Annotated in this window: 23 protein-coding genes and 1 tRNA gene; 10 read left to right on the top strand and 14 right to left on the bottom strand. The window is 59.8% G+C overall.

What is annotated here, in order from left to right; translation table 11 throughout:
• Positions 1–300: 300 nt before the first annotated feature.
• Both ACQRA4_RS09535 and ACQRA4_RS09530 read right to left on the bottom strand, forming a co-directional pair.
• The gene (locus tag ACQRA4_RS09535; protein ID WP_427822844.1) at positions 301–2,238 is read right to left on the bottom strand and encodes a HEAT repeat domain-containing protein; all 1,938 of its coding nucleotides are present in this window, start codon (positions 2,236–2,238) and stop codon (positions 301–303) included.
• 29 nt (positions 2,239–2,267) lie between these two features.
• Positions 2,268–3,335, bottom strand: coding sequence for a protein-glutamate methylesterase/protein-glutamine glutaminase (locus tag ACQRA4_RS09530; RefSeq protein ID WP_427822843.1), 1,068 nt, complete (start codon positions 3,333–3,335; stop codon positions 2,268–2,270).
• A 126-nt stretch (positions 3,336–3,461) separates the two neighbouring features.
• On the opposite strand from ACQRA4_RS09530, the gene ACQRA4_RS09525 reads away from it, so the two are divergent.
• Positions 3,462–3,539, top strand: a tRNA-Pro gene (locus tag ACQRA4_RS09525).
• Positions 3,540–3,601: 62 nt separating this feature from the next.
• On the opposite strand, the gene ACQRA4_RS09520 is transcribed toward ACQRA4_RS09525, so the two are convergent.
• From ACQRA4_RS09520 to ACQRA4_RS09505, 4 genes are read right to left on the bottom strand one after another with little or no spacing between them, the layout of a single operon-like run.
• Complete coding sequence (locus ACQRA4_RS09520; RefSeq protein ID WP_427822842.1) at positions 3,602–4,429, bottom strand: lysophospholipid acyltransferase family protein; 828 nt, start codon at positions 4,427–4,429, stop codon at positions 3,602–3,604.
• Complete coding sequence (locus ACQRA4_RS09515) at positions 4,429–5,655, bottom strand: replication-associated recombination protein A (RefSeq protein ID WP_427822841.1); 1,227 nt, start codon at positions 5,653–5,655, stop codon at positions 4,429–4,431. The genes ACQRA4_RS09520 and ACQRA4_RS09515 overlap by 1 nt, the downstream gene beginning before the upstream one ends.
• Before the next feature lie 2 nt (positions 5,656–5,657).
• Positions 5,658–6,410: a 16S rRNA (uracil(1498)-N(3))-methyltransferase gene (locus ACQRA4_RS09510; protein ID WP_427822840.1), complete on the bottom strand. Its 753-nt coding sequence runs from the start codon at positions 6,408–6,410 to the stop codon at positions 5,658–5,660.
• Positions 6,407–8,143, bottom strand: a complete 1,737-nt coding sequence (locus ACQRA4_RS09505) for a hypothetical protein (protein ID WP_427822839.1) — start codon at positions 8,141–8,143, stop codon at positions 6,407–6,409. Before ACQRA4_RS09505 ends, ACQRA4_RS09510 begins: the two co-directional genes overlap by 4 nt.
• Before the next feature lie 226 nt (positions 8,144–8,369).
• Here ACQRA4_RS09505 and ACQRA4_RS09500 point away from each other — a divergent pair, with 226 nt between their 5' ends.
• Genes ACQRA4_RS09500 through ACQRA4_RS09490 form a run of 3 tightly spaced genes read left to right on the top strand, consistent with a single transcriptional unit; the run spans position 8,370 to position 11,233 of the window.
• Positions 8,370–9,407: a GAF domain-containing protein gene (locus ACQRA4_RS09500; protein ID WP_427822838.1), complete on the top strand. Its 1,038-nt coding sequence runs from the start codon at positions 8,370–8,372 to the stop codon at positions 9,405–9,407.
• Positions 9,408–9,409: 2 nt separating this feature from the next.
• Positions 9,410–10,435: a rod shape-determining protein gene (locus ACQRA4_RS09495; RefSeq protein WP_427822837.1), complete on the top strand. Its 1,026-nt coding sequence runs from the start codon at positions 9,410–9,412 to the stop codon at positions 10,433–10,435.
• Positions 10,436–10,447: 12 nt separating this feature from the next.
• Positions 10,448–11,233, top strand: a complete 786-nt coding sequence (locus tag ACQRA4_RS09490; RefSeq protein ID WP_427822836.1) for an inositol monophosphatase family protein — start codon at positions 10,448–10,450, stop codon at positions 11,231–11,233.
• 23 nt (positions 11,234–11,256) lie between these two features.
• Here the strand turns inward: ACQRA4_RS09490 and ACQRA4_RS09485 are convergent, their stop codons facing one another.
• Positions 11,257–11,775 (bottom strand): NUDIX hydrolase, encoded by a 519-nt coding sequence (locus ACQRA4_RS09485; protein ID WP_427822835.1) that lies wholly within the window; start codon positions 11,773–11,775, stop codon positions 11,257–11,259.
• On the opposite strand from ACQRA4_RS09485, the gene rimI reads away from it, so the two are divergent.
• From rimI to secG, 3 genes are all read left to right on the top strand, one after another.
• Positions 11,774–12,250, top strand: coding sequence for a ribosomal protein S18-alanine N-acetyltransferase (gene rimI, locus ACQRA4_RS09480; RefSeq protein WP_427822834.1), 477 nt, complete (start codon positions 11,774–11,776; stop codon positions 12,248–12,250). The two genes, ACQRA4_RS09485 and rimI, sit on opposite strands and share 2 nt — an antisense overlap.
• A gap of 21 nt (positions 12,251–12,271) precedes the next feature.
• Positions 12,272–13,036 carry a triose-phosphate isomerase gene (tpiA, locus tag ACQRA4_RS09475; RefSeq protein ID WP_427822833.1) on the top strand — a complete coding sequence of 255 codons (765 nt, stop codon included), beginning with the start codon at positions 12,272–12,274 and terminating at the stop codon, positions 13,034–13,036.
• A gap of 183 nt (positions 13,037–13,219) precedes the next feature.
• Positions 13,220–13,621 (top strand): preprotein translocase subunit SecG, encoded by a 402-nt coding sequence (gene secG / locus ACQRA4_RS09470; RefSeq protein ID WP_427822832.1) that lies wholly within the window; start codon positions 13,220–13,222, stop codon positions 13,619–13,621.
• Here the strand turns inward: secG and ACQRA4_RS09465 are convergent.
• Positions 13,546–14,037, bottom strand: coding sequence for a hypothetical protein (locus ACQRA4_RS09465; protein ID WP_427822831.1), 492 nt, complete (start codon positions 14,035–14,037; stop codon positions 13,546–13,548). The genes secG and ACQRA4_RS09465 overlap by 76 nt on opposite strands.
• On the opposite strand from ACQRA4_RS09465, the gene ACQRA4_RS09460 reads away from it, so the two are divergent.
• A complete protein-coding gene (locus ACQRA4_RS09460; protein WP_427822830.1) occupies positions 14,017–14,724 on the top strand; it encodes a Smr/MutS family protein in 708 nt (235 codons plus the stop codon). The two genes, ACQRA4_RS09465 and ACQRA4_RS09460, sit on opposite strands and share 21 nt — an antisense overlap.
• 131 nt (positions 14,725–14,855) lie before the next feature.
• Here ACQRA4_RS09460 and ACQRA4_RS09455 read toward each other — a convergent pair whose 3' ends face one another.
• The 6 genes from ACQRA4_RS09455 to xerD form a co-directional block, all read right to left on the bottom strand.
• Positions 14,856–15,257 carry a DnaJ family domain-containing protein gene (locus tag ACQRA4_RS09455; RefSeq protein ID WP_427822829.1) on the bottom strand — a complete coding sequence of 134 codons (402 nt, stop codon included), beginning with the start codon at positions 15,255–15,257 and terminating at the stop codon, positions 14,856–14,858.
• On the bottom strand, positions 15,254–17,998 hold the full coding sequence (gene mutS, locus ACQRA4_RS09450; protein WP_427822828.1) for a DNA mismatch repair protein MutS: 2,745 nt from the start codon (positions 17,996–17,998) through the stop codon (positions 15,254–15,256). Before mutS ends, ACQRA4_RS09455 begins: the two co-directional genes overlap by 4 nt.
• Before the next feature lie 135 nt (positions 17,999–18,133).
• Entirely contained in the window at positions 18,134–18,568 is a 435-nt protein-coding gene (locus ACQRA4_RS09445) for a LapA family protein (protein WP_427822827.1), read from the bottom strand.
• A 154-nt stretch (positions 18,569–18,722) separates the two neighbouring features.
• On the bottom strand, positions 18,723–19,217 hold the full coding sequence (locus tag ACQRA4_RS09440; RefSeq protein ID WP_427822826.1) for an HIT family protein: 495 nt from the start codon (positions 19,215–19,217) through the stop codon (positions 18,723–18,725).
• 59 nt (positions 19,218–19,276) lie between these two features.
• Positions 19,277–21,964, bottom strand: coding sequence for a CBS domain-containing protein (locus ACQRA4_RS09435; RefSeq protein ID WP_427822825.1), 2,688 nt, complete (start codon positions 21,962–21,964; stop codon positions 19,277–19,279).
• On the bottom strand, positions 21,961–22,890 hold the full coding sequence (gene xerD / locus ACQRA4_RS09430; protein WP_427822824.1) for a site-specific tyrosine recombinase XerD: 930 nt from the start codon (positions 22,888–22,890) through the stop codon (positions 21,961–21,963). Before xerD ends, ACQRA4_RS09435 begins: the two co-directional genes overlap by 4 nt.
• A 215-nt stretch (positions 22,891–23,105) precedes the next feature.
• Between xerD and folK the strand changes: the two genes are divergently transcribed.
• A complete protein-coding gene (folK, locus tag ACQRA4_RS09425) occupies positions 23,106–23,621 on the top strand; it encodes a 2-amino-4-hydroxy-6-hydroxymethyldihydropteridine diphosphokinase (protein ID WP_427822823.1) in 516 nt (171 codons plus the stop codon).
• A 140-nt stretch (positions 23,622–23,761) separates the two neighbouring features.
• A complete protein-coding gene (locus tag ACQRA4_RS09420; RefSeq protein WP_427822822.1) occupies positions 23,762–24,058 on the top strand; it encodes a transcriptional regulator in 297 nt (98 codons plus the stop codon).
• Positions 24,059–24,172: the final 114 nt, after the last annotated feature.

Below are 24,172 nucleotides of genomic sequence, written 5' to 3'. Positions count from 1 at the left end.
ACGAAAACGGCCGCGCGTCATCTGTTTTGGCAGTCGCCGCGTTTGGCGTTGTGGTTCTGCTGAACGGTGATCTTGCGCTATCGGCAGCCGGAGCGGGAGCACCGAAGGCGGAACCCGGCCGGCTTTGCCCGACGCCGGAAAAGGCGGAAGGCTGCCGGGGTTTGTAGAGCGAGGTGGGGCATTCCGCAACGCTTGCGGCGGCGGGTTGCGCGGGCTTGTCGGTGGACGACGATTTGGAATCCGCCTCGCCGTTCTTGAACTGGGGTGTTTTGGGGAAAAAAGTGGGAGGGGTCGCCATAGTTACTCCTGTTCCGCCTGGATGGCGGCCACGGCGTCAGCGGCGGCATGCTGAATTTCAGGATCGTCGTGATCCATCATGCCCAGCAGTATACTGAAAGCGACATTGCCGCCGATCCTGCCCAGCGCTTCAATGATTTTGAACGCAACCATGGGGCTCGCGTGTTCCAGCATTTGCGCCAGGGAGGGCACGGCTTCGGCATTTTTATTCACGCCCAGAGCTTCAATGGCGCGAATGCGCACCCATTCGTTTTCATCCCTGAGGGCGGTGATCAAATGCGGCATAACAGACGAGGTGCCGATCTGCCCCAGGAGATCCACCAGGGCAACACGCACATCTTTGTCTTCATCAAACAGACGAGGCAGCAGGCGGGGAAGGTAGCGCTCCGCCGCGCCGCCCAGATTCAGAAAAGCCTCCACCGCCACACGGCGGATGGCGGGGTCCGCGTCCTCCAGGGCCTCCGTGATTTCCGCAAGATTTTCGGAAACGCTGTAGCGGCCCAGCGCATATACCGCCATCATGCGCTGCATGGCGTTATCACTGTGGAAACGCTTTTTGAATCGCTCATTCAGGTTGGGGCTGTGCAGGTTGATGCAGGCTTCCAGCGCCATTTCCTTTACATCCACATAGCGGTGGTCGAGTTGGCTGAACACCACATCTTCCACATCCGGGCAGGTATGCTGATTGCCGAAAAAGACCAGGGCGCTTTTGAGCACTTCCGCGTCTTCGGATTCGTCAATAATGGAAAGAAAAAAAGGCATGTCGTCGCAACTGCCCAGCTGGGCCACTTCCGCCACGGCGGCGCGCTGCAGCTCAGGGCTGACCCGCCAGAAAAGATTTTTGATTTCTTCCACCGAGCGGTTGTCGTTCATAAGCTGGCAGGCTTCCATGGCAATCATGACGAGGTTTTCATCCTCGCTGCGCAGGGCGTCACGCACAATATTGTTGTAGCCTATGGAGGCGATGGCCTGAATGGCGGCCTCATACAGCCCGGCATCGCGCTCCGGGTTCAGTTCGGCGGCCAGAGACAGGATGGCGCTGCTGGCCTCCTCCTTTCCGATGGCGCTGAGCCCTTGCAGGGCCGCTATCTGAATTTCCTCGTCATTGTCGGAAAGAGCGTCCAGCAGATAGGAGTACAGGCGTTCCTGCGATTTGCCGGCCAAAAGGGAAATTGAGCGGCCTCCCAAAATCTGTACGATAGCCTTGACTATCTTGTGACGCAGCGTCACGCTGACATTCTCCAGCGAGTTGAACAGCAGGGGAATTGTCTTGATGTCGCCCAGGTCACCCAATGCGTCAATGATAGCCGAGCTGACCAGCGTGGAAGATTGCGGCAGCAGCTGCACCAGAGCGTTGATGGCCGACGGGTCTTTGATTTTGGCCAGGGCTTCCACCACAGCGAACTGCACCCACTCCTCGTCGTGCATGGCCTGGCAGAGGTCATTCACGGATTCGGGAAAAGCAAGATTGCCCAGGCTGACGGCCGCCTGATAGCGAACGTTGACCTCGGGGTCTTTGAGCAAGGCATCAGCCAGCAGCAGGGCGGACTGGTGGCTGCGGCAGTAGCCCAGAATATCCGTGATAAAAATGCGCAGATCCGAATCATCGCCGCGAAGGCAGGGCTGCATGCTTTCAATGCTGTCCACCCCGATTTCACGCAGAATATCCATGGCGACATTACGTACCGGCGCTTCATCGCTGCCCAGCAAGGGCAGCAGCGCCGTGATGGCCTCGGCGCCGCGTATTTTACGCAGGCCGTATTCCGCAGCTTCCTGCACGCCGATATTTTCGCTTTTGATGCATTCACAGAGCAGGGGAATGGCCTCTTTCAGCCCCATGTCGCCCGCGCTGAAAGCCGCGTCACGCATGGCTTCGCTATTGCCGGATTGAAGGGCTTCAAGTATCTGCGCCGCGCTGTCTTGCGAATTTTCCATACTCATACTGCTTTTCCCTGGTGTAGGACTATGTGTCAGCCTTTAACCGTTGTGATGATGGCCTGGGCTATGTCATCTGCATCCAGAATCAGGTTGGCGAGTTTTGCGTCCACCACGGCCTTGGGCATGCCGTAAACCACGCAGGAAGCCTCATTCTGGGCTATGAGACAACCGCCTTTTTCTTTGAGAATACGGGCTCCGTCGCAACCGTCGGATCCCATGCCCGTCAGCATGACGCCCAGGGTGCGTCGCCCCATGTAGCGTCCCGCGGTTTCCATGAGCACATTGACTGTTGGCTTGTACAACGCGTCCCGCGGTTCCTCGGTCACGGCCACTTCAGGCAGGGGGCCGCGCATGCGCACGCCGATATGCTTGCCGCCGGGGCACACATAGGCGTGCCCGTTCTTGAACCTGTCGCCATTGGCCGCCTCTGAAACCGAAATCTTGCACACATTGTCCAGACGCTTGGCAAAAGGGCCGGTAAAGGTGGACGGCATATGCTGGGCAATGAGAATGCAGGCCGGAAGGTCCGCCGGCAAGGCGGAAAGGATCTTCTGCACCACCGGCGGGCCGCCGGTGGAAACGCCGATGACGACCAGATCGCGCGGGCCGTGACACGGTGTTTGCACATAGTTCGCAGGCTGCGACGGCTGATTGCCGGGAGGGGCGGGCGGCGTGATATGATTGATGCGGCGGTATTTCAGTTTGATGATGGCTTTTTTACGGGCAATGGCCTTGACCTTGCGGCGCAGTTCATCGCCGAAAGCGTCGCGGTCGTTGCTCATGGTCTTGAGGATGAAATCCAGCGCGCCATATTCCATGGCCTTGAGCGTGCTTTCCGCGCCGTCTTCCGTGAGTGAGCTGACCATCAGCACCGGCATGGGATAGGTTTTCATGAGCTTCTGAAGGGCAGCCAGGCCGTCAAGGCGCGGCATTTCCACATCCAGAGTCATGACATCGGCATCCAGCTCCGCGGCTTTTTGCAGCGCATCCTGTCCATCCCGCGCCGTACCGGCCACTTTGATATCTGGATCCTGTTCCAGAAGAGAAACCAGGGCATGCCGCATGAAAGTCGAATCATCCACAACAAGGACACGGATCATAGAAGCCTTCACTCCAGAATAAATTTCCCCGCGTTCGGAGGGTCACAATACTCCAGGCGGGATAATTTGACAAATAAAAAAAAGCCTTGCCAAAAACGCGCTGTTGGCATAAAGTGCGCTTCTTGACGGGATGTGGCTCAGCTTGGCTAGAGCGCAGCGTTCGGGACGCTGAGGCCGCGCGTTCAAATCGCGCCATCCCGACCAGGAAATTCAGGGCTTGCGATGCGCAAGCCCTTTCTCATTATGGCCGTCCGGCATTGTGCGCATCAAGGGTTCATGCCGTCCTGCGCCTGCCAGGCCGCCAGCGTGCCGCCGATATATTCGCAGATGGCGGCCTGTTCTTCCTTGCCCTGATTGCGGATATGCAGGGGGGGAGCGAAGCGGTAGCGCACAGGCATGCCGGCCTTGACCGGTCCCAGCTCCTTGATTTTTTTCCCCTGCCCCCAGGCGTCCGTTTTGAGGGCGACGGGCACAATGGGCACACCGGCTTTTCGGGCCAGTTTGACGCCAATGCTGTTGAAATGGCGCGCGTCAAACACGCTGGAGCGTGTGCTCTGCGGAAAGACGATGATGGAAATGCCTTTTTTGAGTCGCTCCAGGCCGCCGTCCAGAACCGCGGCAAGATCTTCGCGGGGATTGACCCGACCCACCACGATGGGGTCGCGCGAACGCATCACAGCGCCGAAAAAAGGCATGGTGGTCAGGCTTTTCTTGACCACAAAGGTCACGGGCCTGCGCGGGCGGATGATGCCCGGCAGCATGAAGGTTTCCAGAGTGCTCATGTGATTGGCCACAAAGAGGCAGGGGGCGTCCTCGGCGGTAATGGCGTCCATGCCCTCCACCTCAATGGGGCAGCCCATGCGTTCCATAAGATCAGCCGTCCAGATGCTGGCGTAAACCCATGCGGCGTCGTCGCACTGTCCACGCGCGGCGCGGCGGCAAAGCCAGCGCACCGGCCCGAGAAAAAGGCGGCTGTAGAAAGAAAGCGAGGGCAGCGCCCGGCTGAGCATGCCCGCCCGCATCGCGGGGCTGCGATATGTGTCGCCGGTGAGAAATTTTTCAAGAAAAACGCCGTCAATATGCTGGGGAATCATTACTGAGCATCCGTTTTTTTGATTTTGTGAATCTTGCGCCACCACTGCGAAAGCCGAGGCTCTTCGCCATTGTCGCGCGGCTGGTAAAAACGTCTGCCTTCCAGTTCCGGCGGCAGATAGGATTGCGCCACCCAGGAGTCAGGAAAGTTGTGCGGGTATTTGTACTCCTTGCCGTAGCCCCATTCCCTTTGCAATTGCGTGGACGGATTGCGCAGATGCAATGGCACGGCGCGCGCGCCGTTGAGCTTCACCTCACGCGCGGCGCTGAGATAGGCCGCGTATGAAGCGTTGCTTTTGCGGGCCAGAGCCAGATAGACCACTGTTTCGGCCAGGGGAATAAAGCCTTCGGGCATGCCTACAAATTCCACAGCCTGCTGGCAGGAGACAGCCAGGGGCAGGGCGTTTGGATCGGCCAGGCCCACATCCTCCGAGGCGGAAAGAATCAGGCGGCGACAGACAAAACGCGGATCTTCGCCGCCTTCCAGCAGGCAGGCCAGGTAATAGAGCGCCGCGTCCACATCGCTGCCGCGAATGGATTTGATCAAAGCCGAGGCCAGCTCATAATGGCTGTCGCCATCCTTGTCGTGGCGAAGCAGCATTTCCGGCAATGCCGTCTTGATTTGCTCCAGATTTTGTCTGTCTTCGGGCAGTTCGGCCACATATTCCACCAGATTGAGCAGGCTGCGGGCGTCGCCATGGGCCACCCCCGCCAGCATGTCCAGCACATCGTCGGCCAGTTGCGCCTGAAGAGCCTGCGCGCCGCGTCGCGCCAACTGCATCAGTTCGGAGCGCCCCAGGGGGCGCAGACGCAGCACATGCAGCCGGGAGAGCAGTTGGCGGGTGACGCTGAAAGAGGGATTTTCCGTGGTGGTGGCCAGCAGCGTCAGTTCGCCTGACTCTACCAGAGGCAGAAAAAAATCCTGCTGCGCCTTGGAAAAGCGGTGCAGTTCGTCCAGCACCAGAATTTCAACGCCGGCCAGGGAGCGACGCAAGTGCTGCAGACCCGCTTCCGGGGCGCTGAGACGCAGGTATTTTCTGCCCGTGGATTTGGCAAGCAGCAAAGCCAGAGTGGACTTGCCGCAGCCGGGAGGGCCAAAGAAAAGCAGGCTGGGCAGTCGCCTGGCCTGCATCAGTGAGCGCAGGCGATCCGTCAGATGGGTCTGACCCAGAAATTGCGCCACGTCGTCCGGGCGCATGCGCTCCGGCAGGGGTTTGCTGACGGCCATGATCAGCCCTCCGCGCGGGCGACGCCCCGGCCCGGCAGTTGCGATGCCCACCAGTGGATGCCCAGACAGAGGGTGGCGGCCGTTTCGCACCGCAGCACACGGGCCCCCAGACTGACCGCGCTAAAGCCCGCCGCGCGCAGTATATCCAGCTCTCTTCCGGAAAAACCGCCCTCCGGCCCGATGGCATAGACGGAAAGGCCCGGCCTGCCCGCCATATCCGGCGTGAGCATGGGCAGGTCTTTCTGCATTTCCCATGGCAGGATGCGCTGGTCGGCGGCGCGGGAAAGTTCGGCAAGCTCTTCAACGCCGCGGCCCAGGACGCGCACTTCCGGCAGCCAGGGATTTCCGCTTTGTTTGATGCCGGCGATCATCTGCCCCAGGCACGACTCGCGCGCGCCGGCCGGCAATTTGCCCTGGCTGTGGTCGCCCTGCCAGAGCCAGACCGCATGCGCGCCCAGTTCCGCGGCTTTTTCCATAAAAAAGCCGCGCCGCACGGCCTTGCTGAAGGCCAGCGCCATAACGGCGAGCGATGCGGGCTGTGGGGTGAAAGATTCTTCCAGGCATTCCAGACGCACGTTTTTTTTGCAGGTCGCGCGAATGACAAAGCGCCCCGCGCGGCCACAGCCATCCAGCAGGCCCACTTCCGCCCCCGGCCCGAGGCGCAGCGCCCGCTCCACATGTCTGGCCTCCTGACCTTCCAGGCTCACCTCATGGCCCCAGGCTTCGGGCGGCAGATAAAAAAAAGGTCCACTCATGCCACAGTCACATCCTTCATCACTTTACTTTCCGTGCCAAGGCGCGCCTTGCGCACCGCCTTGAAACCATCCTGCAGAGAAACCAGTCTGCCGTAATTCTTGCGTATCTCCAGCCCGGCTTTGGTCAGCGCGCTTTCAGGCGCTTCCAGATAATTGCGCTGCAAATACCGGTCGCGCAGAATTCTTTCCACACACTTGATGATATCATCCACCAGCGCCGGGAAAAAGTTCACGATTTCAAATTTAAGCTCATTGAGCAGCTCCACGGCCTCAAGCATCATTTGCCGGTAGGTGATGCGCGCGCCCTTGAAGGTTCGCTGGCAGATGTCCTCCAAAATGCGTACCCGGCGGGCCTGCTGAATGTAGCTGAAGCGCGTGCATACCTCCTGGTACAGATCACGCATGCCGTCGAAAATTTCCACATTGTCCGGATCGAAAAGATAGCCGGACAGCACCTTGCTGACATTGGCGAAAAATTCGTCGCTGTAACTGATCATCCGGCGTTGGTGCTTGGTCAGCCAGGTGTACAGGAATTTGAGGCGCTTTCCGTCCGTATCGGTATTTTCCACCACTTCGGTACGCTTATAAACAATGCGGCCCGTAAATTCGCCCCGAACGATGTCGTTGAGGCGCAAAAACATATTGCTGGCGTCCTTGATGATGTTCAGGCCGCGCAGGGGTTCGCCGGTGAGCGGGTGCAGCACTTCCTGATGAGCCACGGAAAGGGCGCGATCCTGACGCACGTTGCTGGAGTTGAAGCGGTGCTGGCGGTAGGTGACGCGCATGATGACCACACGCCGGGCCTTGTCCAGAAAAAAGCCATCCCGGTCGATGATGCCCAGGGCTTCTTCCTGGTCTTCATCCACGGCCACCAGAGCAATTTTTTCCAGCAGGGGATAGCGCCGGTTTTCACCATTGGAAAGGTAGGTGGTCAACGTGCGGTCGGTCTGCCCCATGACGCGCAGCAGAAAGCGCTCCCCCATCTTGTGCAGCTTGCGGGCGAAAAGCGCGCTGGAGGTGCGCCGCTCGGACACGATGGGAAAGCCGTACAGCTCCATCAGATACTGATAGACGAACATGCGGTTGCGTTCGTACATATCGCTGTCGCCATAAACGAATTTGCCAATGCGAATGCCGAAGCGCTTGAGTTCGCTGTCAATGTCGGAAGGAAAGGAGGCGAATACCCCGGCCAGATGGAAAAACTTGTCCGCATCCCAGGCCAGAACCTGCGCTCGGTCCATATTCAGCAGATAGGGAATCAGGGCCGGATAGGTATCCAGCAGCACTGTATCCGCATAACGGAACTGCTGGCGAAAAACATCCTGATGAATGCGCGGCAGACGGGAAGCCAGGGTCTGAATGTTCTGCTCAATGACCTGGTTTTCCAGAGGGCAGCAGGCCCCGTCCGCCTCGGTGATGACCGGGTGCAGCTTGTCGTACTGAAAAATCTCGGAAAAGTAGTCGAGCTGGCGGGCAAAGGCCACCAGGGCGAAGCCTGGCAGATCCTTATACTCGAACATGTCATTGTCAAAAGACGGCAGCAGTTCGCGCGCTTCCACCAGCGGGTAGTTCTTGTTTTCCTGATAGGGTTTGGCCAGGCAGAAGCGGATGTGCACCGCGTCCAGAAAGCGCTTGAGCTCGTCCAGTTCTCTGACGGCAACAGGCTCGGACAATCTCGCCGCATCGCGCCACGGCAGCCCGTCTTTGCTGAAAACCTCTTGCCATTTCATCATCCCACAAGTCCTGATGCCATTTTTTTATATTTTATCCTTTTTTCTAAAATATTTCTAGTGCTCACGGCGCGGCTTTGAAAATTTTCCCAATCGCTTCTCCTGCAAAACAGGGCCGGCCCCGGGCGGGAAAGCAGTTGCGACGCCGGAAACCCTTTGCTACAACAAGTTTGCGCATGCGGCCTCTTGCCCCGACGGCCGCTCCCCGTCACCTTCAACCCCACGCGCCATGACCGCACATTCCCTTGAAAAACATATTTTAAGCATTGTTTGCAGCGTTTTTGACGCCTATTCGGCCGTGCTCTTTCTGCCCGACGAGGATGGCGAGGCCCACCATCTCGCCGCCTTTTTCAGCCTGGGCGACAAGATTTCTTCTGATACGGCCATATTGCCGGGCAGAGGGCTGGTAGGCTGGATCATCCGCAACCGGCAGCCCTTGCTGGCGCCCAATTTTGATCAGCGGCAGAGCAATCTGGGCTATTACGCCGGCGGCGAGGAGGCCAGCATCAAAGCCTTTATGGGCTGCCCCGTACCCACTGGCGGCGCGCTGTGCGTGGACAGCAAGCGGCAGTACTCGTTTTCAGACAAGGATCATAAAATTCTCCAGCTCTTCGCGGAATTGATTTCCCGGCAGCAGAGCAGCCGGGGGCGGCAGGAGCTGGCCGGCGATATTCCGCGTTATTTTGCGCAATTGGGCGTTATTCAGGATTTGCGCTTTCGCTACAGGCGCTGGCCGCAGTTTTTGCAGAATTATCTGCGCACTCTGGCCGACGCTACGGGTTTCGACTACTGCGCCTTTGCTTCGGTGGATGCGCCCGGCGAAACCTACTGTGTGGAATGCGAGTCGGCCCGCCTGCTGCTGACGGAGGGCGAACCGCTGATCCTGCCTATGGGCAGCGGCATCACCGGCTGGGTCTTTCGCAACGACCAGCCTGTGGTGGCCGAAGGCGCGGATGGGGCTCCGGCTTCTGTGCTGTTTGGCAAACTGCCGGACATGCCTGATTTTCAGGCCGCCATGTGCATGCCGGTGATGGTCAACAAAAGCACGCGCGGCGTGCTTTGTCTGGCGCACACCAGCCCCCGCCAGATTGACGAGAGCATGCGCAGCTTCGTGCGGCAGTCAGTGGATCACCTGGCGCTTTTTCTGGAAAATCTGTACCTCAAAACCCGCCTGAGAACCCTGCTGCCCAAGGCCAGGGTGCACAGCGACGGCCCGCAAGCCTATGATCCGGACAGCGCGCCCCTGACGCCCGACAAAGAGCTGTAAGCATGTTTCTGCAGCGCTTTTTCCGCTTTTTCTCCAAGGATATCGCCATGGATCTGGGCACGGCCAACACCCTGCTCTATACCAGATCCCACGGCATTGTGCTCAATGAGCCTTCGGTGGTGGCCATTGATGTGCAGAAAAAAGCCGTGTTGGCCGTGGGCGCCGCCGCCAAGGAGTTTCAGGGCCGCACGCCCCGGCGCATTCGCACCATCCGGCCCATGAAAAATGGCGTCATCGCTGACTTTGACATCACCCGCGAAATGATCGCCTATTTTGTGCGCAAGGCCATTGACGGACTGCGCCTGCTCAAGCCCTCCATGGTTATCTGCATTCCCACGGGCATCACGCAGGTGGAAAAGAGGGCGGTTATCGACTCCGCCCTGCTGGCCGGCGCGGCTGAGGTGAGTCTGGTGGAGGAGCCTATGGCCGCCGCCATCGGGGCTGATCTGCCCATCCATGAGCCGCTGGGCAATCTGGTGCTGGACATTGGGGGAGGCACCAGCGAGGTGGCTGTCATATCTCTGGCGGGCATCGCCACCGCTCAGTCCATCCGCGTGGCCGGCGACGCCATGAACATGGCTGTGCAGCGCTATATGCGCGACGTTTTTCACATGGAACTGGGCGAAAACACGGCGGAGAACGTCAAGAAGATTCTGGGTTCGGCCATGCCGCAGCCCAATGCGCCGTCTCTGGAGGTTTCCGGCAAGGATCTGGTGCAGGGCACGCCCAAAGTGGTCACTGTGGGTGAGGGGCACATCCGCGAGGCATTGCGTGAGCCCATATATGCCATTCTTGAGACTGTGCTGCGCGCCCTGGAAAAAACGCCGCCTGAGCTTTCCGCCGATATTTACCGTAACGGCATGCTTATGGCCGGCGGCGGTTCGCTGCTCAAGGGGCTAGATCAGTTCATCGCCCGTGAAACCCGCCTCAAGGTTTTTGTGGATAAAGACCCCCTGACCACGGTTCTGCGCGGCACAGCCAAGGCCATGCTCAACCGGCGCGCCTATCAGTCTGTTTTCATCAACTAGCGGGGTTGCGCCATGTTCCAGGCGGCTTCCATCTTGCGGGAATGTGTGAATATTGTGCGCCGAAGCGGGGAGATCATCCGCGCGCGCTGGGCCGGCCCGCGCCATGTGCGACACAAGGGCGGCATTGATCTGGTAACGGAAACGGATCTGGAAGTAGAGGCCTTTCTCAAGAAAAATCTGGCCGGTCTGCTGCCCGAAGCTTCTTTCATGGCCGAGGAGAGCTGCGTTGCGGATCAGGAACCGGGCGCGCTCTGCTGGATTATTGATCCGGTGGACGGCACAACCAACTTTGTGCACCGCATCCCCCAGGTGGGCACTTCCGTGGCGCTCTGGCGGGAAGGACGGGTGGTTCTGGGCGTCGTCAATACGCCCATGCTTGAGGAATGCTTCTGGGCCGCGCGCGGACAGGGGGCTTTTTGCAATAATCAGCCCATTGCCGTATCCAGGGCCGACACGCTTGCCGGGGCCCTGGTTGGCACGGGGTTTCCCTATGATGTGGCAGAGCGTCTGCCTGAAGTGCTGGAACGGCTCGCGGCTGTTCTGCCTGTCAGCCAGGGGGTGCGACGCATCGGGGCCGCATCTGTGGATCTGGCCTATCTGGCCTGCGGACGTCTGGATGCGTTTTACGAGGCGGGGCTGAAACCCTGGGATCTGGCGGCGGGCTGGCTTCTGGTGGAGGAGGCGGGCGGGAAGGTCAGCAATTTGCGTAATGAGCCCCTGCGCTTTGGAGAGGCTCTGCTGGCAAGCAACGGTCGCCTGCACGACGCCATGACGGCTCTGCTGGCAAAAACGGCCTGAATTCGCTTTCGGCGTTTCTTGCCTCAGCGCGGACGCACATAACCGCCCTGTATGGCCACCCGCATGAAGGGAGAGAGCAGGTCGGCGAAATGCGCGCGCAGACCTTTGAGCTCGTCATAATCAAGCAGCATGTTCCGTTCCGGATCAAGGGCTTTTTGCGCGGCCAGGGCGGCGGGCAGGCGCGCTTCAAACAGGGCCACAAAGGCCTGACGGCTTTCCGGGCGGGGCGGGCAAAGGCCCAGGGGCGACAGGCGGCCGCCTTCCTCGCGCCATTCCTCGCGCAGCATGCCGCGCGCCAGTGTTTCAGCGGCCTGCCCCGCGCTGACCAGGGCAAATGACGAGAAGCCCCAGCCCAGCCCCGCGCGAAAGGTCAGCAAGGCCCGGCCCACGCTGTCGCGAATCAGCAGGGCGACGGCCCGATGACGCAGGCGCTGACGCAGCACATCCCTTTCAGCCATGACGCAGAGCGGGGTGTTGCGCTTGTCCACCACCTCCAGAAAAGAGGCGGCGTTTTTCAATTCCGGGTAGAGGCGTTGATCCATGCGCGGTTCCGTTCCCACTCCGTCATCTTCGGCACAGTTTTTTCAGCGTCTTGACGCGAGCCATGCGGCGCTTGTGCACACGCTTGAGCGGCGCTGCTTTTCCCTGCCCTGGACTGAAGAGCAGTGCCGCGCGGCCTTTGCGCAGCCGGCCTTTGCGGCATTCGGCCTTTTTCGGGGGCCGGAGCTGCTGGCCTATATTTCCGTATATCATGCCCTTGACGAGCTGGAAATACTCAATCTGGCCGTGACGCCCGAAGAGCGCCGCAAAGGCTTTGGGCGCGGCCTTCTGGACGCGGCCTTGCAAGTGGCCCGTAAAATGGGTATGCAAAAGGCCTTGCTTGAAGTGCGCGTGGGCAACCACGCGGCCATTGCCCTCTACCGGAGCTGCGGTTTCCGTCAGATTGGCGTGCGCCCCCGCTACTATGCGGACAGTGGCGAAGACGCGCTGATTTACGCCTGCTCCCTGCAAAAATGATCCCCGGCCAAAGGTGCTGTTATGCGAAAAATCATTGCCGCCAACTGGAAGATGTATAAAACCTGCGGTGAAGCCGCGCAAACCGCCGCCGAATTGTCGACGGCACTGGCTGACGGCACGCCGCATGACCGTCTGGTGCTGGTTTTTCCGCCGTTTACGGCTATGGATGTCGTGGCGGCGGCTTTTGCCGGCAAGGAGAATCTGGCGACGGGCGGGCAGAATTTTTACCCCGCCGAACAGGGCGCCTTTACCGGAGAAATTTCGACGGCAATGCTGCATGACGCGGGCGCGACCTGGGTTCTGGCCGGCCATTCCGAGCGTCGCCACGTTTTCAGCGAAAGCGATGAACTTGTGGCCCGCAAGACTGTCTTTGCCCTGGAGCAGGGGTTCAAGGTCATGCTCTGCGTGGGTGAAATGCTGCATGAGCGTGAAAATGGTCAACTCAGCGACGTGCTGTCCCGTCAGCTTTCCACTGCCCTGGAGCATCTGTCGGACGCCCAGAGAGAAACGCTTGCGGGGCGGCTGGCCATTGCCTACGAGCCTGTCTGGGCTATCGGCACGGGCAAGGTGGCCGGTCCGGTGGAGGTGCAGGAGGCGCACGCGACCCTGCGCGCTCTGCTTGCAAGCATGCTGGGTGATGCCGCGGCGGAGCTGCCCATTCTGTATGGCGGCAGCGTCAAGCCGACCAACGCCTCCACCCTGGTCGGGCTTGACAATGTGGATGGTCTTCTGGTAGGAGGCGCTTCTTTAGAGGCGCAAAGTTTCCTACAGATTATCGGATCGTAGCAAACGCCTGTTCCGCGTCTCGCCGTTTGCGGATGAGGCGGCGGGTGAACGCGGTTTGGTCGGTCGCCGATTGGGGATGGAATATCCGCGACAGCCGGGCTTGCCTCGTAATTGTATGCAAGGCGTTCGGCATATCCTTGTTGGGCGCGTCGCCGGGTTGAGCCGGATGGCGAGGAGGAATTCGTGCAGACTCTTATTCTTACGCTGCATATTATTGTATGCGTATTGCTGGTCATTCTGGTTCTGCTTCAGGCGGGCAAAGAAGGCATGGGCGTCATTTTTGGCGGCGGCAACACCTCGGTGTTCGGCAGCGGCGGCGCGGGCGGCATTCTGGCCAAGCTCACCACGCTGATGGCCGTCATCTTCGTGATCACTTCCCTGAGCTATACCTATGTGACGAGCTCCCGCCCCAGCGGCGAATCCACGATTCTTAACGTCAAGATCGAAGAACCCGCCGCTTCGGCGCCTGTGCCCGTGGTTCCAGCGCCCTCGCAGGATGCGAAAGCCGGTCAGGCCACACCCGCGCCGCAGCGGCCTGCCGCGACGCCGGATGCGCAGCCCCCGGTCGCGACTCCAAAGCCATAGTTTTTTGTCCGTCGTTTTTTGCTGAGCCGCGGCATTGCCGCGGCTTTTTTTACCATTATGAAAACCTGTCCGGTTTTAACGCCATGTCTGACAATCATGCTTTTGTTGAAAATCCGTTTCGCGGGCTGGACATCAAGTCCTTCCCTGACAAAAAGAAGAACGCGGCGGAGGAAACTGCACCGCGACAGGAAAAGAGCGGGAAACAAAGGCGCGCTTCCGCCATTCAGCCTGAGGCTGATGCTGCTGTGTTGCCCCCCGAGGATTCCGCGCTTTTTCTGCGGGCCATGAGTCACGTTCAGCAAAACGGCGGAAAGCAAAAAGCCCGTGCGTGTGGCTTTCGCCTGGAAGAACAGTGCGATTTGCCCGGAGCGGTTGAACGTAAAAAAAAGCGTGCCGTGGGCCAGACCGCCGTACAAGACGGCTCGAAAAAAAACGCCCATTCCTTGTCGCGTGACGAGAAAGAGGGTGATGCCCTGCCCCAGCAGGGCGAAGCGGCGCTTGCGCGTTGCGAAAAAGGCGACAGCCCTGAGGATGCAGAAGCCGCGGCCTTTTTGCGCGCCATGGGGCAGGTGCGTCCCTTGCGGGTTCGGGGGCGACAGGTCAGCCCGGAGCCGCAGCCTGGCACGCCGCCGCCTCAGGGGGAACTGAGTTTGCAGGATTTTATGGACGGCAAGCTGGAGTTCGCTCTTTCTTTTACGGACGAATACCTGGAAGGCCATGTGGTGGGGCTGGACCAGATGATCATGAACAAACTGCGCGCCGGCGGCCTGAGCCCGGAGGCGCATCTTGACCTGCACGGGCTCAATGCCGTACAGGCTTTTGAGGCTCTGCGCGGCTTCATGCGCGGTTGCTGGTACAAGGGCTTGCGTGCCGTGCTGGTGGTGCCTGGGCGTGGGCGCAACTCGCCCGACGGCATGGGAGTGCTGCGGGAAAAACTGCAAAGCTGGCTGACCCAGGAGCCCTTCAAGCGTGTGGTGCTTGCTTTCTGCACTGCGCAGCCGCATGACGGCGGGCCGGGCAGCGTCTATGTGCTGTTGCGCAAGTACCGTAAAAAGGGCCGTATCCACTGGGAACGCATGCCCGCAGACGCGGACTTGTACTAGAAGTTTTGAATTTTGATAACGCCAAGATTCAGGGGCAGTCAGCATGGGCGCTTAACGCGCCAGCAAGCAGCGCTTGCGCCTCGCGGCGGCGGTCAGCAGACCACTTCATGTAAAAGTACTCCGACGGGCCTTTAGCGGCGTTTGTCCAGAACGCTCAGGCGTTCCAGCAGACGCGCGTAATAGGGATCATCCTGTTCAATGCGGATGGGACGCTGATGCCGCATTTGCGCGCGCTGGGTCATAAAGCGCAGCTTTTGCATCTGACGGACGCGCTCCTGCTCGTCCTCGCACTGTTCCAGAAGATCCGCAAGACGGTTGATTTCTTTCCGCTCAGCCAGTTCTGGCGGCAAACAACCCGCATTGCGCAGAATTTTATAGGCCATGCGCAGTTCTTCGGGCACATGGCTCATGTCTTCCAGTTCCAGCGGGCGGCCACGACCGGGGAGGTTGTCAAACTCACCCCTGGCCTGCGCCTCTTCGATACGCTTTTCGGCAATGAACTGAATGGCGGACCAGGGATTGGCGTCGCTCATGTTTCTTCAATCCGTGTTTTGCCGCTGTCGCCGTCCGAATTGACGCCCCAAAGCCGCTTCCATTCCATCAAAAGCTTGAGCGCGTCCAGCGGGCTGAGCGTTTCGGGCGCGAGGTCACGCAGCAGAAGAACCAGGGGATGCTCCGCTGCGGGTGGTGCGGCGCTGATTTCCGGCAATGCGTCCGCAGTGGCGTTTTTATTGCCGCTTTTCGGCAAGTCCAGGCCCGGCAGCGGCATGGATGCCGCTGCCGCGGCTTTTCGCGCGCCTTCGCGACCACGCTCCAGACCGGCCAGAATGGCTCTGGCCCGCTGCACCACGGGAACAGGCACACCGGCCAGACGCGCCACCTCCACGCCGTAGCTCCGGTCTGCCGGACCGGGCACCAGCTTGTGCAGAAAAAGGATGTCGTTATTGTATTCGCGAATGGCGATATTCATGGTGAATACGCCGGGAATGCGCCCCTCCAGCGCCGTAAGCTCGTGGTAGTGCGTGGCGAAAAGCGTGCGCACATCGCCGCCCGCGCGTTGGGCAAGGTCTTCCACCACGGCCCATGCCAGAGCCACACCGTCATAGGTGCTGGTTCCGCGTCCGATCTCGTCCAGAATAACCAGGCTGCGCCGGGTCGCCTGCCGCAGAATGCGCGCGGTTTCCATCATTTCCACCATGAAAGTGCTCTGCCCCTGGGCCAGGTTGTCCGAAGCCCCCACGCGGGAGAAAAGGCGATCCACCAGACCCAGTGTCGCTTCGGCAGCCGGCACCATGGAGCCCATCTGCGCCAGCAGGCAGATAATGGCCACCTGACGCAGCACTGTGGATTTGCCCGCCATATTGGGACCAGTGAGCAGACAGAGGCGGCGCTTGTGATCCAGACGGAAATTATTGGGCACAAAATTGGCGCTGCCCAGCATGGCTTCCACCACAGGATGACGGCCGTCGCGAATCTCCAGATGCGCGTCGTCCGTAAGGCGGGGGCGACGCCAGTTGTTCTGACGGCCCACATGGGCAAGGCTTTGCCAGTAATCCAGCTGAGCCACCAGATCCGCCATGTGCACAATACGTTCCCGCTGCTGGGCCATGTGCTCGCGCAGTTCCTGGAACATCTTGTACTCCAGGCTCTTGCGCCTGTCCGCGGCGGAGAGCAGCTCTTCTTCCAGTTCCTTGAGCGCGGTCGTGGTAAAACGTTCGGCATTGGCCAGGCTTTGACGACGGATGAAGCGCTCAGGCATGGGGCCGGCATGTGATGCGCGCGATACCTCATAATAATAGCCGAACACACGGTTATAGCCCATTTTCAGCTTGGCGATGCCGGTTTCTCGCTGTTCTTCCTCAAGCAATGCTTGAAGTTTTTGTTCGCCGTGCTCCACCAGGTCAAGCAGTTTGTCCAGTTCATCATTGTAACCGCTTTTGAACAGGCCGCCGTCAGTAATGACGGCAGGCGGGCTGTCGACCAGAGCGGCGTTCAGCAGGGCGGCGCAATCCTCAAGGTGATCCCAGGTTTTGAGAATGCGGCAGAGGCTTTGGGGCAGTTCATGGCCCAAAGCCTGCGCTTCCGTGGTATAAGACTGATCCGAATTTTTAATCAGGGCGGCATACACGCCGGGCAAGGCTACAAGACTGTTGCGCAGGGCTATGAAATCGCGCGGGCCGCCGCGATTGAGGCTGATTCGTGTGGAGAGGCGCTCCAGATCATACACTGCTCGCAGGCTTTCCCTTACCGCGGCCCGTCGTTGGTCATCGTCATGAAAAAAGGCCACGGCTTCCTGAATTTGGGCGATGGGGCCGGCTTCGCGCCAGGGATGGCGCAGCATGTCTTCCAGAAAACGTCCGCCCATGGGCGTCATGGTGTCATCAAGCACATGCCTCAATGTGCCTTTGCCCTTGCGACCATTAAGGCGGGTGAAAATTTCAAGGTTGCGTTCGGTCACTTCGTCGATCAGCAAGCGACGACTCAAGTCCAGTGGCCTGAACGGCATGAGGTGGTCGGGGTTGCGCTTCTGCGTCTGATCCAGATACGCCAGCAGCGCCCCGCAGGAGCGCATCAGCTCATTCTTGTCCTGCAGGCCCAGAGCTGCGGCCTCCTGCACGCCCTGCGCCCTGAGCACCCGCTCCGTGGCGCGTCTGAGTTCAAAATGCGCCGCGGGCATACGCACCAGGCGCACGCCTTCCAAGAGACAGTGAGGCGGCAGATCCAGCCCTTCGGGCGTCAGAAGCTCACGCGGGGCGAGCTTTTGCGCCCACTGCCAGAGTTCGGCCTGACGTTTGAATTCAACGCCCGACCACTGACCGGTGGAAATATCAGCCCAGGCGAAGCCGCCCCGTCCCTGTCCGGCATCGTAACAAAGAGCGCCCAGATAGTTATGGCTCTTGGTATTCAGATTGGCGTCTTCCAGCACCGTACCCGGCGTAATCACGCAGGTGACGGCCCGCTTGACCAGCCCCTTGGCTGCCCTGGGGTCTTCGGTCTGGTCACAGATGGCCACATGAAAGCCTCTGTCAATGAGTTGGGCCACATAACTCTGCACGGCATGCCAGGGCACGCCGCACATGGGCACGGGATTTTCGCTGTCCTTGCTGCGGCTGGTCAGCGCAATCTGAAGTTCGCGCGCGGCGGTAACGGCGTCGTCAAAGAAAAGTTCGTAGAAATCGCCCATCCTGTAAAAAAGCAGAGCATCAGGGTAATCAGCCTTGATGCGCATGTACTGCTCAAACATGGGCGTCAGTTTGGCGTGAGTGTCGGCCATGGGAGTGCGCTATGCTAAAGGGTTATGAAATCGTTTAAGAGTAAACGATACCCCATGAGCGCCATCGCGTAAACCGTATGGAAAGAGCCGCGCCCGTCGCGGGCGGCAACAGGCGCGGCTCGGCGGGGTCAATAATCAGGCTTTGTCGGGATCGGGCGCCAGCACGTCTTCCGGCAGGGCGGCTGATTTGTTTTCGCCGTTTTGTCTGGCATCGGAGGGGGTGGCGCGCGTCTTGCGCAAAAATGAGCCGCGGGACGCCTCCGCGCCCAGCTGCTTGCGCAGTTTTTCCACCTCGCGTTCAAGGCTGCTGACGCGCCATTTGCTTTTCATCAGACGGGCGGAAAGATTGACCTTATCCCAGACAAGGAAGACGAGCGCCAGCACGGCCCCCACAAAAAAGGCCGCCAGAATCATGAAATAGAAGGGCAGGGGAATGGAGGCCATGGGAGGCAGGAAGAAAAGATTGAGCGTCAACACCAGATCCTGGGAAAGGGCGTTCTGGTTCTGGAAAAAGAAGACCAGCGCAAGAAAGAAAAGAATGGCGAGTAACAGAACCTTGACATACCGCATAAATGTACTCCTCGAGGCTACAAGCTGTCCCAAAATTTCCAAGGCGTTTCAGAAATCGCTTTACCCGGAAAGTAAAACGCTAAGCACATCGTCAGTGGAGCGGATGCGGCAGTTCCGCCAGCCGCGTTGCCCTGCGCGGGAACGACACGGGCGCTCAGGCTGTGTCCCCTCCACAAGAGAAATGCGGTCGCAATGCCGCATACGTTTTGCGGAGGTGCTCCGGCATGGTGCGCACCTCGTCAAACACGGCCATGAACGAGGAATCGCCGTTCCAGCGCGGCACCAGATGAAAGTGCAGGTGCTCTCGCACACCCGCGCCGGCGGCTTGCCCCTGGTTGAGGCCCACGTTGATGCCTTCGCAGTTAAAGTGTTCCTTGAGGATCACGGTACAGCGCCGGATCAGATCCATGATTTCATGGCAGTCCTCAATGGGCAGGTCGGCGAGATTCATGACATGCCGATACGGACAGACCATGATATGGCCGTTATTATAGGGGTATTTGTTCATGATCACAAATGCCCGCGCGCCGCGATGCAACACCAGGCGCTCTTCGTCTTCTTCCGTGCCGGCAGGCAGACAGAACACGCAGGCGTCAGGTTTGGGACCGAGAATGTACTCAATGCGCCAGGGCGCCCAAAGTTGTTTCATGACTCAAGTATCATATAGTGTATGAAGTCGGGGGGCAAGCATTGATTGCCGGCATCCGGTCAGGTTTTTTCCGCCACGCTCGCAGCCTTTTCCCGCAGCGCGCGGGCCAGTTTGAGCTGACTTTGGGCGTCAGGCGCTTCGCCGTCCAGCTTGGCCGCCAGCGCGGCTTTCAGAATGCGCCCGTAAAGCGGGCCGGGGGCAATGCCCAGGCGGCGCAGGTCGGTCCCGCGAATATCGGCCTTTTCCCTTCGCCATTGCGTGATGTATCTCGAAAGATTTTTCTGAAGGCCCGGATTATCCGTTGAAGCCATGATGTAAAGCAGGCATTCCAGCGAAATGGAGCGCAGCAGGCCGCACAAAGCGCTGACCCTGCTCTGGCGGCCGGCATCATTCTGCCGTTGCCATGCCTCCAATTTGCCGCGCACCGCGCGCATTTGCTCGCGTTGTCCCAGAATGTCGGCTTTTTTGACTTCCGGTAGCCCCAGGCGGTGAAAATGGGTCAGGGTATCAGCATAGTTCAGGTTGAAACTGAGCCCCAGAAAATAGAGCAGCCAGGCTTGCGCCGGTTCATCAAAGTAGAGCAGGCGATACCATGTGAGCATTTCCCGCAGGCGGCACAGCAGAGATCGCTTGGCGGGCGTCAGGGCGAGAGTGGGAGAAATGGCCCGCAGAACGCCCAGTTCGTCCAGTCGAAAAAAGCAGGCCGGCGGGTCGTCTTCATCGCAGATATGTTGGTACTCATTGAACAGACGCGATCCGGAAAGGCGGTCCATAAGCTTGAGAGAGAGGACGTTCTTGATCAGTTTTTCCGCGCCAGCGCCGATATGGAAGTTGTAGCGCTGCTCGAAACGCACCGCGCGGAGGCAGCGGGTGGGGTCTTCCACAAAGCTCAGGGTATGCAGCACGCGGATGACGCGTTCCTTGACGTCGCGCTGTCCGCCGAAAAAGTCCACCAACTGGCCGAAAGGCATGCTGTCCAGACGCACCGCCAGGGCATTGATGGTAAAATCGCGCCGAAAAAGATCCATCTTGATGGAAGAGAGTTCCACCGTGGGCAGAGCCGCCGGATATTCGTAGTATTCCAGACGTGCGGTGGCCACATCTATACGCGATTCAGCCCCCCTGGCGTCGTGAAAGATCACAACCGAGGTCAGAAACTTTTGGTGTTCGCGTACCCGTCCGTGCAGTTTTTCGGCCAGAGCTTTGGCCAGGGCGATGCCGTTGCCCTCCACCACCAGATCAATGTCCTGATTGGGCCTGTTCAGCAGCAGGTCGCGCACAAAGCCGCCCACGGCATAAACGGGCAGGCCCAGCTTGCTGCCCAGTTGCCCGGCCAGGTGCAGGAGGTTGCGAATTTCAGCCGGTAGGCGATCCTGAATGAGCTTGCCCACATTTCGCGCCATGCTTTTCTGGCTTTTTCTGTCCAGCAGGCTGCCCGGCTCATCGGCAAAAACATTGATCAGGTCAGTGCGGGTGACCACGCCCACCACCTTTTCGCCTTCCACAATGGGCACCAAGCGTTGACGCGCGTCCACAATAATGGAGGTGAGATCCTTCAGACTGGCGTCAGGCGGCAGCACATGAACACGGCGCTGCATGTAGTCTTCCACCAGTGAAGAATCCAGACCGTGCGCGCTGGCCCGCGACGCGGTCTGCGCGTCCAGCAGCCCCACGCAGGCGCGCGTGCCCGGCCGGAACACGGGCACGGCTTTGAGACCGAAATGGAGCATGAGTTCGTCAGCTTCGCGGATGCTGGAGGAGGATTCAATGCCCACCGCCGGCGACGACATGTATTCGCGCGCCGTTTTGTCAGGGTTGGCCTGGTCGTACAGGCGGCGCAGAATGGTTTCACGCACTTCGTTGATAGTCATGGAACGGATGGAGGCCGAGGCCGCGTAGGCGTGCCCGCCGCCGCCCAGTTCGGCGCAGATATCCCCCACATTCACCGTATCGCTGCGGCTGCGCGCCACCACCTGAATGCGATCTCCCATGATGCCGATGGCAAAAAGCGCGGAAAACTTCTCCATTTCCATCAGCCGGTGGGCCAGGTAGGCGAAATCCCCCAGGTAGTGCTCCATAGAGGCTTCAGCCAGAACAACCTGCGTGTTATTGATCGTGTATGCGCGCGCCGACTCCAGCAGGCTGTTCAGGGCCTGAACATGCAGGCTGGTCAGTTCGTGGGCGGCCATTTCGTTGATCTGATTGACGTCCATGCCCTGGCCCAGCAGCCAGGCGACAGCCTGAAAGTCTTCGGGCGTGGTGGAAGAATAGGTGAACGAGCCTGTATCGCCGTAAATGCCCAGCCCCAGCAGCGTTGCTTCAGCGGGGGGAAGACGCGTGCCGCGTGTCCGCAATTCCTGAACCAGCAGGCTGGTCACAGCGCCCACATGGGCCAGTTGCACAGCATCCGCCTTCATGTCGTCCGGCGAGTCAGGGTGGTGATCCCAGACCTCTATCCGCACGCCGGGGCGCTCCAGCAGGGGAGCCACATGGCCCACCCGGCCGCGCTGGCGGGTATCCACCAGCACCAGGCGGTTGAAATTCTCCCAGCGCAGGTCGGCTATATCGACAAATCCGTAGGCTGCGCGATCCAGGCTGGCATAAATTTTTTGCAGGCCCCGCTCCTGGCTGCCGGGAAAAAGCAACATACAGGGCGCATAGAGATGACGCGCGGCCAGCATGGCCGCGAAGGCGTCAAAATCGGCATTGGCGTGACAGGTGATCAGGGTGGTCGCGGCGGCGCTCACAACTGGCTCCGGGGATGAAATTGACGGTGTATGCCGCGCAGGCGCTCCGCCTGAATATGGGTATAAATTTCGGTGGCGCTGATATCCGCATGCCCAAGCAGCAATTGCACCGCGCGCAGATCCGCTCCGCCTTCCAGCAGGTGGGTGGCAAAGGAATGCCGGAAGGTGTGAGGCGAGATGGGACGCCGGATGCCCGCCAGTATGGCGTATTTTTTTACCATTTTCCAGATATACTGCCTGCTCAGCGCGCGGCCCGAACGGTTGACGAAAAGCTGATCGCCGCCGGGCGAAAACAGCGGCCGCCAGGCGCGCAAATAGTCGGCCAGCAGCGACTGAATCATGTCGTGCAGGGGCGCCAGGCGCTCCTTGGCTCCCTTGCCGAAGATGCGCACCAGGCCTCGTTGCAGATCAAGGTCAGCCACGCTCAGATTGCAAAGCTCGGAAACGCGCAGGCCGGCGGCGTACAGCAACTCCAGCATGCAACGGTCGCGCCGGCCGCTTTTGTCGTCCATATCCGGCAGGGCCAGCAGCCTTTCCATCTCTTCACGGCTGAGCACCTCCGGCAGATACTGGGGCAATTTGGGGTTTTCCAGCAAAAGCGCCGGGTTTTTTTTTAGCGCGCCCTCTTCCACGGCAAAGGCAAAAAAGGCTCTCAGGGCGGAGAGCCGCCGGGCCAGAGTGCGCCCGGTATTGCCCTTGGCCCGCAGCCAGGACAAATAAAGGAAAATTTCCTGCTCGTCCGGGGCGGTTTCAAGGCTGCCGCGCTGCCTGAGCTCTTCCTCAAAGAGAAAAAAGCTTTCCATATCCTGACCATAGGACTCCACCGTATGCGGCGAAAGCCCGCGCTGCGCCAGCAGATAGTCACGCCAGAGCGGAAGCTGGCTGGAAAGGGGAGGGGAAGCTTGCTTTTTTTTCATAGCCGTCATGCTAGCCGTCTTGCGGCCACCGGGCAAGTGCCGGAGGTGAAAGACTTTCATACGGCCAGACGGGCTTTTCTCGCGACGGCAAAAGCGTTATGCTCTCCCCTGAAGCATTTTCACAGTGAAAACGCTCTGCCGCCGGCGAGAGCTGACAGCCGCGGCAAGGCGCGTGGACAGGGCAAAGCCGCTTTGCGGCGATCAGGCGAGGCCAGGGAGGGTGCGTGTCTTCACAGGCGGATATTCAAGCCTTTGTGGGCCTGGGGTCCAACTGTTCCGATGCGGAAAACATGCTGGCGCGGGCGCGCGAGGGCCTTTCCCGCCTGCCGGATGCGCGCCTGGGCGCGGCATCTCCTCTTTACAGCACAGAGCCTCAAGGCTATGCGCATCAGCCCTGGTTTCTGAATCAGGTTGTGGAGCTTCTGCTTGCGCCGTTCTGGCGTCCGCAAAGTTTGCTGGCGGCCATGCTCCATCTGGAAAGCTCCCTCGGTCGCGTGCGCAGCCCCGATCCGGCCCTGCGCTATGGCCCGCGCGTCATTGATGCGGATCTGCTGCTTTTTGGCGAGGAATGCTGCTCCGACCCGGCCTGCCGTGTGCCTCACCCCCGTCTGGTTCAGCGGGCTTTTGCGCTGGTGCCCCTGCTGGATATTGCGCCCCATGTTCTTATTGACGGAGTGGACGCGGCGCGCTGGCTGGCGCGCCTTGATTACAGGCTGGACGGTCGCAGAATTTTTCAGTGACGCGCCCCGGCCTCTATGCTACGTTGACAGGCGGCCTCGGGCGGCATCTTCCGCGAAGGCCGGCGCACACCGGGTTTGTGCGAATTACGCGCCATTCTGTTGAGGCGCAAGCGGCCGGCAACGGTGAAGGAGCATGACGGATGTTGAAATGGCTTGTGCTGATTGTGGCGGTTTATGTGCTGTACCGCCTTTTTGCCAATGACGTGCTCAAGAAAAAAAAGACAAGCAAGGAAGAAAGCGCCGCTGATCTGGAACGGAAGGTGGCCGCGGGTGAAATGGTCAAAGACCCCGAATGCGGCACATATGTTTCGGTTGATGGCAATATTTCCGTGCGTGACGGCGAAAAGGTCTACCGTTTTTGCAGCTATGACTGCCGGGACAGGTTTTTGCAGCGCTTGCAAGAAGGTGGCCGTGAATTGCCGACCCGCGGCGAATAGCGCGCTTGTTTGACACGGCTCTGATGCCGCGCGAGGCCCCACTGAATGCCAATGGCGGGGCCTCGCGGTGACTGCCGGCTGACGCCGCCGGTAGAGGGTTTTTCATATGGAGAG

The organism is Desulfovibrio sp. SGI.169, assembly GCF_050313595.1.
GTDB lineage: Bacteria > Desulfobacterota > Desulfovibrionia > Desulfovibrionales > Desulfovibrionaceae > Desulfovibrio.
The sequence above is the reverse complement of the archived record's forward strand: the minus strand, read 5'-3'. Positions and strand labels throughout refer to the sequence as shown.

Excerpts from the sequence above, each read along its gene's own strand:
- ACQRA4_RS09535 (WP_427822844.1), bottom strand. The coding sequence starts at position 2,238 with ATGAGTATGGAAAATTCGCAAGACAGCGCGGCGCAGATACTTGAAGCC.
- ACQRA4_RS09530 (WP_427822843.1), bottom strand. The coding sequence starts at position 3,335 with ATGATCCGTGTCCTTGTTGTGGATGATTCGACTTTCATGCGGCATGCC.
- ACQRA4_RS09520 (WP_427822842.1), bottom strand. The coding sequence starts at position 4,429 with ATGATTCCCCAGCATATTGACGGCGTTTTTCTTGAAAAATTTCTCACC.
- ACQRA4_RS09515 (WP_427822841.1), bottom strand. The coding sequence starts at position 5,655 with ATGGCCGTCAGCAAACCCCTGCCGGAGCGCATGCGCCCGGACGACGTG.
- ACQRA4_RS09510 (WP_427822840.1), bottom strand. The coding sequence starts at position 6,410 with ATGAGTGGACCTTTTTTTTATCTGCCGCCCGAAGCCTGGGGCCATGAG.
- ACQRA4_RS09505 (WP_427822839.1), bottom strand. The coding sequence starts at position 8,143 with ATGATGAAATGGCAAGAGGTTTTCAGCAAAGACGGGCTGCCGTGGCGC.
- ACQRA4_RS09500 (WP_427822838.1), top strand. The coding sequence starts at position 8,370 with ATGACCGCACATTCCCTTGAAAAACATATTTTAAGCATTGTTTGCAGC.
- ACQRA4_RS09495 (WP_427822837.1), top strand. The coding sequence starts at position 9,410 with ATGTTTCTGCAGCGCTTTTTCCGCTTTTTCTCCAAGGATATCGCCATG.
- ACQRA4_RS09490 (WP_427822836.1), top strand. The coding sequence starts at position 10,448 with ATGTTCCAGGCGGCTTCCATCTTGCGGGAATGTGTGAATATTGTGCGC.
- rimI (WP_427822834.1), top strand. The coding sequence starts at position 11,774 with ATGCGCGGTTCCGTTCCCACTCCGTCATCTTCGGCACAGTTTTTTCAG.
- ACQRA4_RS09485 (WP_427822835.1), bottom strand. The coding sequence starts at position 11,775 with ATGGATCAACGCCTCTACCCGGAATTGAAAAACGCCGCCTCTTTTCTG.
- tpiA (WP_427822833.1), top strand. The coding sequence starts at position 12,272 with ATGCGAAAAATCATTGCCGCCAACTGGAAGATGTATAAAACCTGCGGT.
- ACQRA4_RS09455 (WP_427822829.1), bottom strand. The coding sequence starts at position 15,257 with ATGAGCGACGCCAATCCCTGGTCCGCCATTCAGTTCATTGCCGAAAAG.
- mutS (WP_427822828.1), bottom strand. The coding sequence starts at position 17,998 with ATGGCCGACACTCACGCCAAACTGACGCCCATGTTTGAGCAGTACATG.
- ACQRA4_RS09445 (WP_427822827.1), bottom strand. The coding sequence starts at position 18,568 with ATGCGGTATGTCAAGGTTCTGTTACTCGCCATTCTTTTCTTTCTTGCG.
- ACQRA4_RS09440 (WP_427822826.1), bottom strand. The coding sequence starts at position 19,217 with ATGAAACAACTTTGGGCGCCCTGGCGCATTGAGTACATTCTCGGTCCC.
- xerD (WP_427822824.1), bottom strand. The coding sequence starts at position 22,890 with ATGACGGCTATGAAAAAAAAGCAAGCTTCCCCTCCCCTTTCCAGCCAG.
- ACQRA4_RS09420 (WP_427822822.1), top strand. The coding sequence starts at position 23,762 with ATGTTGAAATGGCTTGTGCTGATTGTGGCGGTTTATGTGCTGTACCGC.